The organism is Saccharopolyspora erythraea (assembly GCF_018141105.1).
Taxonomy (GTDB): domain Bacteria; phylum Actinomycetota; class Actinomycetes; order Mycobacteriales; family Pseudonocardiaceae; genus Saccharopolyspora_D; species Saccharopolyspora_D erythraea_A.
In genome coordinates, this window is record NZ_CP054839.1 from 1151458 (window position 1) to 1166970 (window position 15513).

15 protein-coding genes and 1 pseudogene are annotated in these 15513 nt (G+C 72.3%); 11 read left to right on the top strand and 5 right to left on the bottom strand.

Going from position 1 to position 15513, the window contains the following annotated elements:
• Positions 1-6: 6 nt before the first annotated feature.
• The 4 genes from HUO13_RS05295 to HUO13_RS05310 all read left to right on the top strand — a co-directional run bounded on the left by HUO13_RS05295 (position 7) and on the right by HUO13_RS05310 (position 2966).
• Complete coding sequence (locus HUO13_RS05295; RefSeq protein ID WP_211900359.1) at positions 7-885, top strand: PHP domain-containing protein; 879 nt, start codon at positions 7-9, stop codon at positions 883-885.
• A 58-nt stretch (positions 886-943) separates the two neighbouring features.
• Positions 944-1774: a RecB family exonuclease gene (locus HUO13_RS05300; RefSeq protein WP_211900360.1), complete on the top strand. Its 831-nt coding sequence runs from the start codon at positions 944-946 to the stop codon at positions 1772-1774.
• 86 nt (positions 1775-1860) lie between these two features.
• Positions 1861-2235 (top strand): hypothetical protein, encoded by a 375-nt coding sequence (locus HUO13_RS05305; protein ID WP_211900361.1) that lies wholly within the window; start codon positions 1861-1863, stop codon positions 2233-2235.
• Positions 2236-2327: 92 nt separating this feature from the next.
• A complete protein-coding gene (locus HUO13_RS05310) occupies positions 2328-2966 on the top strand; it encodes a TetR family transcriptional regulator (protein ID WP_211900362.1) in 639 nt (212 codons plus the stop codon).
• A 97-nt stretch (positions 2967-3063) separates the two neighbouring features.
• Here the strand turns inward: HUO13_RS05310 and HUO13_RS05315 are convergent, their stop codons facing one another.
• Both HUO13_RS05315 and HUO13_RS05320 read right to left on the bottom strand, forming a co-directional pair.
• Entirely contained in the window at positions 3064-4275 is a 1212-nt protein-coding gene (locus HUO13_RS05315; RefSeq protein WP_211900363.1) for an Rv3212 family protein, read from the bottom strand.
• 161 nt (positions 4276-4436) lie between these two features.
• Positions 4437-6019: pseudogene (locus HUO13_RS05320) on the bottom strand (DEAD/DEAH box helicase).
• Positions 6020-6646: 627 nt separating this feature from the next.
• Here HUO13_RS05320 and HUO13_RS05325 point away from each other — a divergent pair.
• A complete protein-coding gene (locus HUO13_RS05325; protein WP_211900364.1) occupies positions 6647-7348 on the top strand; it encodes a ferritin-like fold-containing protein in 702 nt (233 codons plus the stop codon).
• A 143-nt stretch (positions 7349-7491) separates the two neighbouring features.
• Positions 7492-7719 carry a DUF3107 domain-containing protein gene (locus HUO13_RS05330; protein WP_211900365.1) on the top strand — a complete coding sequence of 76 codons (228 nt, stop codon included), beginning with the start codon at positions 7492-7494 and terminating at the stop codon, positions 7717-7719.
• An 84-nt stretch (positions 7720-7803) separates the two neighbouring features.
• On the opposite strand, the gene HUO13_RS05335 is transcribed toward HUO13_RS05330, so the two are convergent.
• Both HUO13_RS05335 and HUO13_RS05340 read right to left on the bottom strand, forming a co-directional pair.
• Positions 7804-8118: a DUF4873 domain-containing protein gene (locus HUO13_RS05335; RefSeq protein ID WP_211900366.1), complete on the bottom strand. Its 315-nt coding sequence runs from the start codon at positions 8116-8118 to the stop codon at positions 7804-7806.
• Between the two features lie 66 nt (positions 8119-8184).
• Positions 8185-8952, bottom strand: coding sequence for a TetR/AcrR family transcriptional regulator (locus HUO13_RS05340; RefSeq protein ID WP_211900367.1), 768 nt, complete (start codon positions 8950-8952; stop codon positions 8185-8187).
• 74 nt (positions 8953-9026) lie between these two features.
• Here HUO13_RS05340 and HUO13_RS05345 point away from each other — a divergent pair, with 74 nt between their 5' ends.
• Positions 9027-9926, top strand: coding sequence for an AurF N-oxygenase family protein (locus tag HUO13_RS05345; RefSeq protein WP_211900368.1), 900 nt, complete (start codon positions 9027-9029; stop codon positions 9924-9926).
• A gap of 17 nt (positions 9927-9943) precedes the next feature.
• Positions 9944-10969 carry an alpha/beta fold hydrolase gene (locus HUO13_RS05350; RefSeq protein ID WP_211900369.1) on the top strand — a complete coding sequence of 342 codons (1026 nt, stop codon included), beginning with the start codon at positions 9944-9946 and terminating at the stop codon, positions 10967-10969.
• 78 nt (positions 10970-11047) lie between these two features.
• On the opposite strand, the gene HUO13_RS05355 is transcribed toward HUO13_RS05350, so the two are convergent.
• Positions 11048-11668 carry a TetR/AcrR family transcriptional regulator gene (locus HUO13_RS05355; protein ID WP_211900370.1) on the bottom strand — a complete coding sequence of 207 codons (621 nt, stop codon included), beginning with the start codon at positions 11666-11668 and terminating at the stop codon, positions 11048-11050.
• A 474-nt stretch (positions 11669-12142) separates the two neighbouring features.
• On the opposite strand from HUO13_RS05355, the gene HUO13_RS05360 reads away from it, so the two are divergent.
• The 3 genes from HUO13_RS05360 (at position 12143) to HUO13_RS05370 (ending at position 15438) form a co-directional block, all read left to right on the top strand.
• Complete coding sequence (locus HUO13_RS05360) at positions 12143-13132, top strand: DUF3152 domain-containing protein (protein ID WP_211900371.1); 990 nt, start codon at positions 12143-12145, stop codon at positions 13130-13132.
• 220 nt (positions 13133-13352) lie between these two features.
• Complete coding sequence (gene moeZ / locus HUO13_RS05365) at positions 13353-14525, top strand: adenylyltransferase/sulfurtransferase MoeZ (RefSeq protein WP_211900372.1); 1173 nt, start codon at positions 13353-13355, stop codon at positions 14523-14525.
• 115 nt (positions 14526-14640) lie between these two features.
• On the top strand, positions 14641-15438 hold the full coding sequence (locus HUO13_RS05370; protein WP_211900373.1) for a TIGR02569 family protein: 798 nt from the start codon (positions 14641-14643) through the stop codon (positions 15436-15438).
• Positions 15439-15513 lie beyond the last annotated feature (75 nt).

The following is a 15513-nucleotide window of genomic DNA, read 5'->3' on the forward strand; positions in this document are numbered from 1 at the left end:
ACACTGATGGGTGTGCGAATCGACCTGCACACGCATTCAACCGAGTCCGACGGCACCGACACGCCGTCGGAACTCGTCGCCACGGCGATCGCCGCCGGGCTCGACGTCATCGCCCTCACCGATCACGACACCACCGCGGGGTGGGCCGAGGCGGAGCGGGCGGTGCGGGAGCACGGCGGGCCGGGCCGCTTGCGGGTCGTCCCCGGTGCCGAGCTCTCCTGCGCCTGCCCGGACGGCAACGGGCGGACCATCACGGTGCACCTGCTCGCCTACCTCTTCGACCCGCGCTCCACCGCGCTGGCCGAGGAGCAGTCGCGGCTGCGCGCCGAGCGGCGGGTGCGGCTGCGCGCGATGGCGCGGCGGATGGCCGACGACGGCTTCCCCGTCGATCCCGACGAGCTGATGGCGGGTCTGCCGCCGGACTCCCCGGGCGGGCGCCCGCACCTGGCCAGGGCATTGGTCCGCGCGGGCACCGTCGCCAGCGTCGACGAGGCGTTCGCCCGGTACCTGGGCGGCCGGGGCAGCTACTACCTTCCGCGCACCGACACCCCGGTGCACCGCGCGATCGACATGATCACCGACGCCGGCGGCGTGACCGTGCTGGCTCACCCGTTCGCCGCGGCGCGTGGACCGATGGTGACCTCCGAGGTCATCGCCGAGCTCGCCGGACACGGGCTCTGCGGCGTCGAGATCGACCACCCCGACCACGATCCGCAGGTGCGGGACCGGCTGCGCGCGCTGGCCGCCGAACTGGACCTGGTGCCGACCGGCAGCAGCGACTACCACGGCACCAACAAGACCATCGCGATCGGCCAGGAGACCACCGCGCCGGAGTCGCTGGACCGACTGGCTCAGCGCTGCACCGGGAGCAAGATCATCGGGTGATCCGCCGGTCGGCGGGCCAGTTCCCGGCAATGGCCGCGAACTGCGTACTGTGGTGAGCGTGCAGGGTCAGCTCGGACTTGAAGGCATCCCCACCAAGCTGGTGCGCGTCACGCCGGCTCGGCTGGCGAACTGGGCGCAGTGCCCGCGCAAGTACCGCATGACCTACCTCGACCGGCCGACGCCTTCGCGCGCCGGGGCCTGGGCGCACAGCACCCTCGGCGCGGTCGTGCACAACGTGCTCCGCGCGTTCTTCGAGCTGCGTCCGGGCAAGCGCACCCCGGAGCAGGTTCCCGCCCTGCTGCGCCGCTACTGGAAGAGCGACGGCTTCGCCGACGCCGAGCAGGTCGCGCGCCACCGCCGCCGGGCGCAGGAGTGGCTGACCGCCTACGTCGAGGGCATCGAGCCCGACGCCGAGCCGGTCGCGGTGGAGCGGTGGGTCTCGGCGCCGATGGGCTCGATCATCGCCGAGGGCCGGGTGGACCGGCTCGACGAGCGCGGTGGCGAGCTCGTCGTGGTCGACTACAAGACCGGTCGGCACGCCCTCGGCGTCGACGACGCGCGCGACTCCCTCGCGCTCGCGATCTACGCGCTGGCGGCGCGCAAGAACCTGCACCGGCCGTGCCGCCGCGTCGAGCTGCACCACCTGCCCACCGGGCAGGTCGCGAGCTGGGAGCACACCGACGGCACGCTGCGCTCGCACCTCGACCGCGCCGAGTCGCTGGCCGCCGACCTGCAGAACGCGACCGACGCGTTCGTCGCCGGCGGCGACGGCGCGGCCTTCCCGGCGGTGACCGGCAGGCACTGCTCGTGGTGCGACTTCCGCGCGCACTGCCCGGAAGGCAAGCAGGCGGCTCCCGACGTCGCGCCGTGGGCGTTGTTGGGGGAATGACCGTGCGATCGAACGAACCCAGGCGCGACGTCCGCCCACCGATGCCGCCTCCCACGCGGCGTCCCGAGGCCCGGACGAAGCCGCGGATGCGCCCCCCGATGCCCGAGCAGGAGGCCGAGGAGCTGCGTGCCTGGCGCGACCACGCCGCGCGATCCGGCGGACGGCACGCGCGCAGGTCGCGGCCGACGTGGTCGGGCACCGCCGCGCGCGGGGTTTCCGGTGCGCTGGCAACGGGTCTGCTCGTGCTGGCGCTGTTCCTGGTCGGCGTGCAGTACTGGGCGACCAGCATCGGCCAGCAGGGGCCGGGCGTCGGCGCGGTGGTCGGGCACCTCGTGGCATCGGTGCTGGCGCTGGTGTTGCAGGCCGTCGCGGACCGGCGGCGCGACCTGACCGGAGGTCTGGCGACCGCGGGCGCCTACGTCGTCGTGCTCGGCGCGCTGTGGTTCTGGTGGTGGGTCTGACCGGGACCCGGTCCCGGCCCCGGAAGCGCTGACCCGCGCAAACGTTGCTCAACAGCGGTTTCGCGGCGGGAAGTTTCGGTACTCTCGATCACATGGTCACCCGTGCCCCGGGGCTCCGGGAGCGCAAGAAGCTGCACACGCGCCAGGCCCTGAGCTGGGCCGCGGTCCGGCTCGCCGTCGAGCGCGGGCTGGAGAACGTGCTGGTCGACGACATCGCCGCGGCAGCAGGGGTTTCGGCCCGCACGTTCAACAACTACTTCTCCAGCAAGGCGGAGGCGATCGCCGCGCGGCACCTGGATCGGTCGCGGCGGGCGGTCGCGGAGTTCCGCACCAGACCGCGGGAAGAGGCGCTGTGGACGGCGATCAGCCACGCGGTGCTCTCGCAATACGCCAGCGACCCCTCCGGTTCGACACCGGACTGGGTCGCCGGGATCCGGCTGATGATCAGCGAACCCGCGCTGCGCGGCGAGTTCCTGCGCGCCGAGACTCTGGCCGAGGAGGAGTTCGCGGTGGTGGTCGGGGAGCGGACCGGTACCGACCCCGAACGGGACCTCTATCCGCGGCTGGTGGCGGCCGCCGTGGGTGCTGTCGGCCGGGTGGCGATCCACCGCTGGCTGAGCGTGAACCCGCCCGGCCTGCTGGAACCGCTGCTCAGCAACGCGCTGGACCAGATAGCCGCGGGTCTCCCGGATCCGTCGGTCAGCAGCGCAGGGCTTCTGAGGGTCGACTGAGCCTGGTCGCCGCGGGGGCTGCCGGAAGGGTCGGCCGCTGTCCGCCGGAGGCCGGACCTGGTCCGATGTGGACTGAACACAGTGGACCGAGATCCGATCAGCGCAGCGCGACCAGCGTCTCGCCGCGCTGCTCGACGAGCACGTCACCCGCCGAGTCGAGCCCCACCGGACCGGCGTAGCCCTGCCGGTCGACGGGGATGACCCGCTCCCGCGCGCCGGTCGCCGGGTCGAGCACCGCGAGCCCGTCCCGCACCGGCACCAGCAGCCTGTCACCGACGACGGTGCCCGGCCCGAGGGTGTCCGGCGCGGTCCACAGCGGGGTGAGGTCGTCCGGGTGCAGCGCGACGGTGTCGGTACCGGTGAACCAGTAGACCTGGCCGTCGCGGGTGGTGGCCTCGATCCGCGAGTTCGCGGCGGTGTCCCGCGGGCCGACCCGGACCGGGAAGGAGCCGACCACCTTGGCGCTGCCGTCGAAGACGACCAGCTGCGAGCGGTCGGGCGCGAGCACGGCGGCGTGGTCCTCGGAGACGGCGACCACGCTCGCGCCGGGCAGGCCCAGGCCGGTGCTGAACAGCTCCTCGGGCTTCTCGTCGTCCTCGGGCTTGGTCTTGAGCAGCGTGATCCGGCCGCCGGGTTCGCCGGGGCACTCCTCGACCAGGCCGAGCCGCTGGTCTCCGACGGCCACCGAGCCGTACTGGCAGTCCGGGCGCTTGAGGTTGTTGTCCGGGTTCTTCACCGCGGGCGGGATGCCGTACTGCTGGGTGCGGACCAGGTCCGAGCGCCAGCTCTCCACGGCCCTGCGGCCGCTCGCGGTGACGTAGGTGCCGTCGGAGAGCAGCCGGGTGCCGAACTCGGCGTCGCCGTTGCGCTGTGGTCCGCGCACGCCGTTCGAGCCGCGCAGCGACGTCACCTCGCTGCAGTTGTGGTCCTTGCGGTAGACCGCGATCGCCCGCTTCCACGACTCGCCGACCGTGCACAGCGGGATGTCCCTGGCGTAGCGCCAGCGGACCTGGCCGGTCACCGGATCGCGGCCGGTGACCTCGTTGCCCCCGGCGGTCACGACGGCCGGTCCCGCCACCACGGGCACCGGGGTGGCGGGGCTCTGCTCCCGCCACGCCTCGTGCAGCGACTCGGGGACCCGCACCGACTCCGGGTCGGGGAGGTCGGGGGCGGACTGGGCGGCCGGCTCGGAGACGGTGGCGCGGGCGTCGCTGCCTGCCCACACCACGACGGAGGCCGCCAGCACGGCCATGGCGATCAGCGCGACTGCGGCGAGGTCGGCTTTCGTCCGCCGTTCCGGCCGTACCACTGCGACTCCCCGCTCAGTCCGCTGACTCTGGCCCTCTCGAGCTTAGCCGCCGATCGGGCGACGCTCGGCTTCCCCGCCCGCCGCCCTCGCAGGGCCGCTCGGCCGGGCATCCGCGCCGCACCGACCGGCACGAGCCGGCCCCTCCGGACCGGCCCGCCGCCTCACGCCTCGGCGGCCCCGGCTTCGCCGGTGCCCTCGCCGGAACGCCGCCTGCGGCGGCGCCGGCCGGATCGCGGTGCGCGGCGAGACCAAGCCCGGCGTGGCGATCGTGTCCGCCTACAACGACATGCTCTCGGCGCACCAGCCGTGCCGGCGCGGTCGCGTCGGCCTTCGCCTCCGACGACTGCGCCGCGGCGTCCACACCGCCGCGCGTCCGGCGGCGCTGGCGCCTGCCCGCCGGGCGGGTCTCGCCGTCGCCCTCGGCGCTCTTGCCCTCGCCAGCGCCGCGGGTGCGGCGGCGCGGCTTGCGCGGCTTGCGCTTGGCGTCCTCGTCCGGCTCGGCGGCCAGCCCGGCGCGGGTGCGCTTGGACAGCGGCAGCCTGCCGGTGGCGTCGGAGGGGATGTCGAGGTCGCTGAACAGGTGCGCGGAGGTCGAGTAGGTCTCCACCGGCTCGGGCTTGTCGAGGCCGAGTGTTTCGCTGATCATCTTCCAGCGCGGTTCCTCGTCCCAGTCGACCAGCGTGATCGCCACGCCTTCCCGGCCCGCACGACCGGTGCGGCCGATGCGGTGCACGTAGGTCTTCTCGTCGTCCGGGCACTGCAGGTTGACCACGTGCGTGACGCCACCGACGTCGATGCCGCGGGCCGCGACGTCGGTGGCGACCAGGATGTCGACCTTGCCGGAGCGGAACGCGCGCAGCGCCTGCTCGCGGGCGCCCTGTCCGAGGTCGCCGTGCACCGCGGCGGCGGCGAAGCCGCGCTCGGTGAGCTCGTCGGAGAGCTTCTGCGCGGTGCGCTTGGTCCGGGTGAAGATCATCGACAGGCCGCGGCCGTTGGCCTGCATCGCCCGCGCGATCAGCTCGCTCTTGTCCATCGCGTGCGCGCGGTAGACGAACTGCTTGGTGCGCTCGTGGATGGCGCCCGCGTCGGCCTGCTCGGCCCGGATGTGGGTGGGCTGGCGCAGGAAGGTCCTGGCCAGCGTGATGATCGGGCCGGGCATGGTGGCCGAGAACAGCATCGTCTGGCGCTGCTCGGGAACCATGTGCAGGATGCGCTCGATGTCGGGCAGGAAGCCCAGGTCGAGCATCTCGTCGGCCTCGTCGAGCACCAGCGCCCGGACCTTGCCCAGCACCAGGTGCTGCTGCTCGGCCAGGTCCAGCAGCCGGCCCGGGGTGCCGATCACCAGGTCGACGCCGTTGCGCAGCGCCTCGATCTGCTGCTCGTAGGGGCGGCCGCCGTAGACGGCGAGGGTGCGGATGCCCATGTGCTTGCCCGCGTCGGTGAGGTCGCGGGCGACCTGCACGCACAGCTCGCGGGTGGGCACGACCACCAGCGCCTGCGGGGTGCCGTCACCGGGCACCTGGAGGCGGTGCAGGAGCGGCACGCCGAAGCCGAGCGTCTTGCCGGTGCCGGTGCGGGCCTGGCCGATCAGGTCCTCCCCGCGCAGCGCCAGCGGCAGGGTCAGCTCCTGGATGGCGAACGTGTGCTCGATGCCCGCTTCGCCCAGCGCCCGGACGATCTCCGGCTTCACGTCCAGCTCGGCGAAGGTCGGAGTGTCCGGCGAGGCCGGGGCCTCGGCGTGCAGTGGCGGCGCGGTGTTGACGTCGACGTCGGACGCCGCGGTGGTGCTGTGCTCGAAATCGTGAGCTGTCTTCGATTTGTCTTCGGGGCCGTCGGTGGCCCGGTCATTGCTGAGCGTCAGTGTGATCGCCTCTCTCGGTACCTGCGCGCTTGCGCCCCGCCTCGGGCCGATCCGTCGTGACGGCCTCCCGGCCCGGCGACCGCCGGATGTCCGGGGCCGTGCTCTGAGCCCGTGGTCGCACTGCCCGTGTTCACCAGACCTGCGTCTGGCGGGGCCGTGCCCGTCCGGCTCGTGCTCACTGACGTGATGGTGCGCGCCTTCGTTCGATCAGCGGCGTGATCCGCTGTCAGGTTTGTCCAGCCAGGCGTCACAGCGCGGCAACCTGCGAGTCGGCGGGCCCGCCGGGTTCGCCGGCCGCCCCGCACTCGGGCTGCGTACGCGCTGGCAGCGGTGGTTCCCGGACCGTCTTGGAGGTCAGGCCGGACGCCTGGACCGCGGGTCTGGCGGGCCCCGGCCCCCGAAGCGGGATCGCGGGAGGAACCGCACCGCATGACACCATGCGCGCCCCAGGATACCTGTTCGCGCCACAGTTCATGCTGATGTGTGGCACAGCCGGTTACGCTCGCGGTCATGAGTGAGGCTGAGCAGGGCGCCGGGGCGCCCTCGGGAACCGATCAGCACGACGAGGAGGACCGCTACGACGAGGGTGTGGTCGACCTGCTCGCGGCGCTCGCCTACGGGGAGCTGTCCGCCTTCGACCGTCTCGCCGAGGACGCGCGCACGGCGCCCACGCTGACCGGCCGCGCGGCGCTGGCGAGCATGGCCGCGGCCGAGATCGGCCACTACCGCATGCTCGAGGACCAGCTCGCGGGCCGCGGGGTCGCGGTCGAGGAGGTCATGCGGCCCTTCGTCGCTCCGTTCGACGACTTCAACGCCTCGACGGCCCCGCATTCGTGGCTGGAATCACTGGTCAAGGCCTACGTGGGAGACGGGCTGGCTGCCGACTTCTACCGCGAGGTCGCCGAGTGGCTCGACCCGGCGACCCGCGAGCTGGTGCTCACCGTGCTCGACGACACCGGGCACTCGGCGTTCGCCGAGCGGGAGGTCCGGGCGGCCTGCGCCGACGACCGGACGCTCAAGGACAAGCTGACGCTGTGGGGCCGCCGCCTGCTCGGCGAGGCGGTGACGCAGGCGCAGCGGGTTGTGGCCGAGCGCGACGCGCTGGCGGAGCTGATCATCAAGGGCTCCGGCGACCTGACCGGCATCGCGGCGATGTTCCGCAGGCTGCAGAACAGCCACACCAAGCGGATGGCGCGGCTGGGCCTGGGCTGAGCAGGCGGCGCACCGCGCGGGCCCGTCGCCGCGGAGGGCCCGTCGCGTCGGCGGGTGTTCGCGGTGCGCGGACGGCCCGGTGGCGCGGAGCTGGGATAGCCTGACCGTGTCCATCGGATACGAGTGCCAACTGGAGGTTCGGCGTGGAGGTCAAGATCGGCGTCGTGGACAGCCCGCGTGAGCTCACGGTGGTCAGCGGTCAGTCCCAGGACGAGGTCGAAGCGCTGGTCGCCGACGCGCTGAAGAACGCCGACGGCGTGCTGGCGCTGACCGACGAGAAGGGGAAGCGCGTCATCGTCCCCTCGGCCAAGGTCGCCTACGTCGAGATCGGTCCGACCGAGACGACCCGGGTCGGTTTCGGCGTCCGCTGACGCGGGCCCCAGGCGGCTTTGGGCTGTGACCGCACAGCCCAAAGCCGCTTTTGCTTGCCCGGAGCATCCGCCGGACCGGCTAGCTCAGCCTGCGACGCCGGTGTCCACCGCGAACGGCGGGCGGCCGACCCCCGTGATCCGGTAGCGGCCCCAGGGATCGGGGTCCGACAGCGTGCCCACCGCCTCGCCGTCCGGGGTGCGCAGCGCGACCCGCGCCTTGCGACCCCCGGTCAGCGCGTCGACCGCCTCGCTCGCGGCGACGCGGCCGTACCAGTGGAACCGCCCGTCGATGGGCTCGAAGTGCCCCCGCAGCACCACCTGGACGCCGATCTCCCGGCTCTCGTCGAAGACGGTGGCCGGGCCCCGGTAGTCGTCCTCGTCGTGATCGTGTTCCTGCACTTCGCCGCCTTTCTCCACGTCACCGCCGTTCCTGCCCTTGTTGCCCGGTCCCGGTGCGCCCACCGGTCAGCGGGGCAGCGCCAGGCCGGGCGGGTCGTCGGGTGAGTCGTCCTCCTCGTCGGGCATGACCCGCAGCATGCCGTCGAGCTCGAGCGGCTCGTCGGGGTCGAGGACGATCCCGGCCGAGCGCAGCACGCCGTCGATGCCGTACCAGATGATCTGGGCCAGGTAGTCGGTGAGGTTCTCCCTGCTCATCGACTGCCGGTCCAGCCACCAGTCGCCGCTGGCCTGCACCATGCCGACCAGGCCGTGGCTCCACGCCTCGACCCCGCCCGAGTCCAGTCCCAGCGCCCGCATGTACTCGCCGAGCAGCCGGGACAGCGAGTTGGCGATCACGGTCTTCTCGGCCACGACCGGGTCCTGGGTCACCGGCCGGTCGGTGAAGTTGCGCCGCACCACGAAGCGGTAGAGGTCGGGGAACTCCTCGATGACCCCCAGGTACACCCCGATGATGCGGCGGATGCGCTCGTTCGGGCTGCCCTGCCCGCCCAGCGCGGGCCGCAGCCGGTTCATCAGCAGTTCGGCGCCCCACTCGCCGACGGCCACGTACAGGTCGCTCTTGTCGCTGAAGTGCCGGTAGAGGACCGGTTTGCTGACCCCCGCCGTGGCGGCGATCTCGTCCATGCCGACGTCGGCGCCGTGCTCGCGGATGGCCCGCACCGCGGCCTCGACGAACTCGGCGCGGCGCGCCTGGCGGTGCTCGCGCCAGCGCTCGCGGCGGGCGTCCCCGTGCTCCTTGCCGGCGGTCTTGACAGGTCGGGAGATGTGGCTCACGCTACCCAAGGTAACTGTTACCGGAAGTAACATGCAACGGCGTGTCCTCCGGACAGGGAGAGGTGAGCACTGAGATGAGCAGGACCTTGCAGGTCAACGACCGTGAGAGGACAGCGGCCAGACTGCTGAGGTCGTCGGCGAAGAACAGCTACGACCCCGAGGTCGACATCGACTGGGACGCGCCGCTGGCAGAGGACAGGCCCTACATCCCGTTCCACCGCAGCTCCCTCTACGGCACGCCGATGTGGGACGCGCTCAGCGACGAGCAGCGCATCGAGCTGACCAAGCACGAGTTCGCCAGCATCGCCTCCAACGGCCTGTGGTTCGAGGTGCTGCTCATGCAGATGCTGCTCAAGGAGTTCTACGTCAGCGACCCGCGGAGCAACCACGCCCAGTACGCCCTCACCGAGGTCGCCGACGAGTGCAGGCACTCGACGATGTTCGCCAAGGCCGTCGACCGGGTCGGCGCGCCTGCCTACGGTCCGCTCCCGCTGCTGCACCTCGGAGGACGGGTGCTGCCCGCGGTCCTGAAGGGGCCGTCGGCCTACGCCTCGATCCTGGTCGCCGAGGAGATCCTGGACCGGTTCCAGCGCGACCAGATGAATGACGAGAACGTCCAGCCGCTGGTCAGGATGGTCAACCGCATCCACGTGCTGGAGGAGGCCAGGCACGTCACCTTCGCCCGCGAGGAGGTCGTGCGCCGGATGGCCGATTGCAACGCGGCCGAGCGCGCCTACCACCAGTTCTGGACCGCGCTGGTGTCCTGGGCGATCTGCTTCAGTCTCATCAACCCCAACGTCTACAAGGCGGTCGGCCTGCGCCCGCGCGACGCCCACCGGGCCGCGTGGCGGAACCCGCACTTCCTCGACACGCTGCACTGGGGCGGCGAGAAGATCATGGCCTTCCTCGGCGAGGCGGGTCTGGTCGGCAAGCCCGGAATGCGGTTCTGGAAGAAGGCGAACCTGATCCGATGACGACCCCGGGGAGTTCGATGACCGCGACACTGCCCGCCACCGCGCCGGGCATGTTCACCACCTGCGACGGCACCCGGCTGCGGGTGCTGGAGGAGGGCGACCGCGACGCGCCGGTGACGGTGGTGCTGGTGCACGGCTGGACCCTGACCAAGCACACCTGGGACCGCGTGGTGGCCGGGCTGCCCGCCGCTGTGGGCGCTCCGGTCCGCATCGTGCGCTACGACCTGCGCGGCCACGGCGAGAGCGACGCCGCGCCCCCGGGCAGCGCGACGATCGAGCAGTGCGCGGACGACCTGGCCGACGTTGTCCGCGAACGCGTACCGGAAGGGCCGATCGTGTTCGCCGGCCACTCCATGGGCGGCATGACCCTGATGGCCTTCGTCGAGCGGCACCGCGCGGTGTTCGAGGCGCGGGCCGCCGGGGTGGCCCTGGTCGGGACGTCGTGCGGTGGCCTGGTGGCGCCGGCCCTCGGCCTGCCCGGTCCGGTCGCCGCGGTCGCCAACCACCTGGAGCGCCGGGTCCGCGTCCGGCTGGCCGCGGCCCGCGGCCGAGCTCTCTGCAAGCGGTCGGCCGTCCTGCGGCCGGGGCTGCGCTGGCTGCTGTTCGGGCAGCGGCCCGCCGCCACAGACGTCGCGTCCACCGCGGACTGGGTCGCGGGGTGCAACCCGTCGAACATGGCTTCCTTCCGCGACGCCCTCGCCGCGCACGACCGGCTCGCCGCGCTGGACGCCTTCCGGTCGGTGCCCGCGGTCGTGCTCGTGGGCCTGGCGGACCGGCTGACGCCGTACGCGCACGCCGTCCGGCTCACCGAAGCGCTGCCCCACGCCAGGTTCACGGTCTACGCGGGGGCGGGGCACATGCTGCCGCTCGAACGGGACGCGGAGGTCACGGCCCGCATCGCCGGTGTGGTGCGGGCGGCGACCGGCTCCGCTCCGGCGGGCGAGGGCGCTTCCAAGGCCAAGCCCCGGACCCGCTCGAAGGCCGCCAAGCCCGCGAGCGCCGCAAACACCGGCAGCGCCGCCAAGACCGCGAGCGCGGACTAGGCCGCCCGAATGGTGCGCGGTGTCCGGCAGCCCGCCGTGCGCCGTGCACCGTCGTTTCGCGGCGCCCGGGCCGGGCGGTCAGCCCGCCTGGAGCGGGAAGCCCGACAGGCCCTTCCACGCGAGGGTGGACATCAGGGTCACCGCCTCGTCGCGCGAGACGGTCTGCGAGGCGTCGAGCCAGTACCTGGCCGTGACCTGGCTGAGCCCGACCAGGCCGACCGCCAGCAGCCGGGCGCGCTCGTGGTCGAGCCCGGCGTCGGCGGTCACCGCCTCGGCCACCGCGTCGATGCAGCCGGACAGCGCGTTCTGCACCGCCTGCTCCACCGACGGCTCGCTGCGCAGGTCTGACTCGAAGACCAGGCGGAACGCCTGCCCCTCGGTGTCGACGAACTCGTAGAGCGCACCGACGGCCGCGCGCACCCGGTGCTTGTTGTCCGGGGTGGACTCGATGGCCTGGCGCACCCGGCGGACCAACTCGCCGCCGTGGGTCTCCAGCAGCGCCAGGTAGAGCTCGAGCTTGCCCGGGAAGTGCTGGTAGAGGACCGGCTTGCTGACGCCGGCGCGCTCGGCGATGTCGTCCATCGCGGCGGCGTGGTAGCCGTTGTGCACGAAGACGTGCTGGGCGGCGTCGAGAAGCTGGGCCCGGCGCGCGTCGCGTGGCAACCGGACGCCTCGGGTCGGCTGCGCGGTTTCCGTCATCCTTGCCTCCACCCGGTTCCTTCCGTGGTTCGCCGGTGACCACCCGGCCCCCGGGTCCTGACTTTACTCGTCGGTAGTCCCGGATACCGAGGTCGCATCGCCCGATCTGATGGGGCCGGGACGCCCTCGGCGCAGCCGACCGGTTCCGCACCGTGATCGCATGAGGTTAGCGATGGCCACCGGTGCTCGTGCGAAGGATCGCTCTCACCCGTTCCGGGCGCTACCGGTGTGCCGGAAGTGGCAGGTGTGACAACTCACGCCGCCTCTGCACGCCTGGGATGCCGCCGATGTCCGAAGATCATGACCGAACTGCGTAATATCGTGTGATCTGGGGGATTCGATCACCCGGAGTGCCCAGCGCCTCGGGCGGGACGCCTCCCGCGCTGTGGCACTCTTATGACCGTGACCCGCCCGCCCCACCGACCGCGCGCCTCCGAACCCCGCAAGCCGTCGTCGGGCAGAGGAGGCGGTCGCGTGGTCTCCAGCCGGACGGAAGGCCACCGCTCGGAACGCAGCGGTGAGCCGCTGGCCGCCTCCTGGCACCCCACCGCGGAGCACGCGGGCGAGGCCGACGACGAGTCACCCAAGCCCTCGCGCCGCAGGCGCGCGCTGGGGCGCTACGGCTGGCGGATCTACGCGCTGCCGCTGCTGGTCGTGGTCAGCGCGCTCGCGGTGTTCCAGGCCGTGCGGCCGCCCGAAGGGGGCCGGGCGCTCGAGATGAACCCGCCGAACGACGACACCGGGCCCGCTGCGCCGATAGTGACCGAGGCGCCACCGGGGCAGACCTTCGCACCGGACATGTTCTCGGCGGACCTGCCCCCCGGAGCGCCGCTGCCGGAGTTCGGCGCGCGGACCTTCGACGTGCTGCCCGGCACCTCGCCGCGGGTCGGCCAGGGCGACCTGTACCGCTACACCGTCGAGGTCGAGGTGGGGGTCAAGCTCTCCGAGGGCAACGACAGCTTCGGCCACCTCGTGCAGGAGACGCTGTCGGACCCGCGGAGCTGGACCAACCCGCAGGCCGGGGGCATCGCGCTGGAGCGGGTCGACCGCACCGGCCCGCGCCCGGACTTCCGCGTCATCCTGGTCAGCCAGCAGACCGCCCGCGAGGCCTGCGACTTCTCCAACGGCGTGCCGTTCGACAGCTCGTGCCGCAAGGGCGACATGGTCTACATCAACGCCGCGCGCTGGGTGCGGGGCGCGGTGTCGTTCGAGGGCGACTCCGGCAGCTACCGGCGCTACGCGATCAACCACGAGGTCGGCCACGTCTTCGGCAACGGGCACGTCGGGTGCCCCGCGCCGGGCGGGCTGGCGCCGGTGATGATGCAGCAGACCTTCAGCGTCGCCAACAACGAGTTGCACGAGCTGAACAAGGTCGCCGACCAGGGCACGTTCATCCCGGCCAACGGCTTCGTGTGCAAGTACAACGCCTGGCCCTTCCCGGTCGGCGGCAACGGCGGCCCCTGACCGCGGCGCGGTCGCGGAGTGACCCACGCCGCCCTCCGGGCGTCCGCGAGCCGGGATCCGTCCCGGATGGTGGGAGTATTTTGGGTCTCGGAAGACGATCCGCCAGGCTGGCGTTGCAGATTTCGTGGGGCGCTTCGGCGCCATCGCGAACGCTTGTGGTGCCCGTGACGCGCGCACGCACGTCGCAGCGGGTCACCGACCATGGAGGAGGAGCTGGGAGATGTCCGGCGCTACGTCACTGCCGCCGCTGGTCGAGCCCGCGGCGGAGCTGACCAAGGAAGAGGTCGCGCGCTACAGCCGCCACCTGATCATCCCGGACGTCGGGATGGACGGCCAGAAGCGGCTGAAGAACGCCAAGGTGCTCGTCGTCGGTGCCGGCGGGCTCGGCAGCCCCGCGCTGCTGTACCTGGCGGCGGCCGGTGTCGGCACGCTCGGCATCGTCGAGTTCGACGAGGTGGACGAGTCCAACCTGCACCGGCAGGTCATCCACGGCCAGTCCGACCTGGGCAGGCCGAAGGCGGAGTCGGCGCGCGACTCCATCGCCGAGGTCAACCCGTTCGTCAAGGTCAACCTGCACCAGACGCACCTGTCCTCGGAGAACGCGCTCGACATCTTCCGGGACTACGACCTGATCCTGGACGGCACGGACAACTTCGCCACCCGCTACCTGGTCAACGACGCGGCCGTGCTGCTCGGCAAGCCCTACGTGTGGGGCTCGATCTTCCGCTTCGAAGGCCAGGCCAGCGTGTTCTGGGCCGAGCACGGCCCGAACTACCGCGACCTCTACCCGGAGCCGCCGCCGCCCGGCATGGTGCCGTCGTGCGCCGAGGGCGGCGTGCTCGGCGTGCTGTGCGCGTCGATCGGCTCGATCATGGTCAACGAGGCGATCAAGCTCATCGCCGGCATCGGTGAGACGCTGCTGGGCCGCCTGATGATCTACGACGCGCTGGAGATGAGCTACCGCACCGTCAAGATCCGCAAGGACCCCGAGGCCGAGCCGATCACCGAGCTGATCGACTACGAGGCGTTCTGCGGCGTGGTCTCCGACGACGCGCAGCAGGCGGCGGTGAACAGCACCATCACCCCGCGCGAGCTCAAGGACATGTTCGACCGCGGCGAGAAGTTCGAGCTGATCGACGTCCGCGAGCCGCACGAGTACGAGATCGTCAAGATCGAGGGCTCGAAGCTGATCCCCAAGGACCGCATCCTGTCCGGCGAGGCGCTCTCGGAGCTGCCGCAGGACCGCAAGATCGTGCTGCACTGCAAGTCCGGTGGCCGGTCGGCGGAGGCGCTCGCGGCGCTGCACAAGGCGGGCTTCTCCGACGCGGTGCACGTCGGCGGCGGGGTGCTCGGCTGGGCCAACCAGGTCGACACCAGCCTGCCGACCTACTGACCGGCGCTCGCCGTTGCACGCGTGGCCGGGCGATGTGACATCCATCGCCCGGCCACGCGGCGCTTCTCGGAGCGTCCGCTGTGGAAAAGCGGACTGTCGAGGTAGCGTCTCGCCCGTGACTGCTACGCCGGAGCCGCCCCCGCCGCACGTGCGCGCGGCGTTCGGCGCGCGCGTCGAGGAACCCGAGCTGCTCGACGGAGCGGTCGCCTGGCGTTGCGGCGACATCGTGCTCAAGCCCGCCGCGAACACCGCCGAGGCCGCCTGGGTCGCCCAGACCCTCGACGTGCTGGAAGCCGACGACGTCCGGATCTCCCGCCCGGTCCGCTCCACCGACGGCCGCTGGGTCGTCGCGGGCTGGTCGGCGAGCCGGGACCTGGCAGGCCGCCCGGAGCCCCGCCACGACGAGGTCGTGGCGATGTCGCTGAGGCTGCACGCGGCGAGCCGGTTCCTGGCAAGGCCGCGTTTCCTGGCCACGCGCCAGGACATCTACGCGCTGGCCGACCGGATGGCCTGGGGCGAGGAGGAGTACCCGCTGCAGTCCGACAAGGGCGGCAGGCTCTACGACGTGCTCGCGACCTCGCGCCGCAAGGTGGAGCTGCGCCCGCAGGTGGTGCACGGCGACCTGTTCGGCAACGTGCTGTTCGCGGGCAACGCCCCGCCCGGCATCATCGACTTCTCCCCGTACTGGCGTCCCGCCGAGTGGGCGTCGGCGGTCGTGGTGATCGACGCCCTGGCCTGGGGCGGCTCGGACCCGGCGATCGTCGAGCGCTGGTCGCACCTCTCGGAGTGGCCGCAGGCGCTGTTGCGCGCCCTGCTGTTCCGGCTGGCCGTGCACGCGCTGCACCCGCGTTCCACGACGGCTTCGCTCGGTGGTCTGGAGCACGCCTCCCAGATGGTCCTCGAAGTGCTCTGATCCCTTTCCTGTCGCGCAACGGCCCGGAATGTCGTTGCGGTGGCCGATAATTCGCTCGGGGGTCGAGCGGAGGAG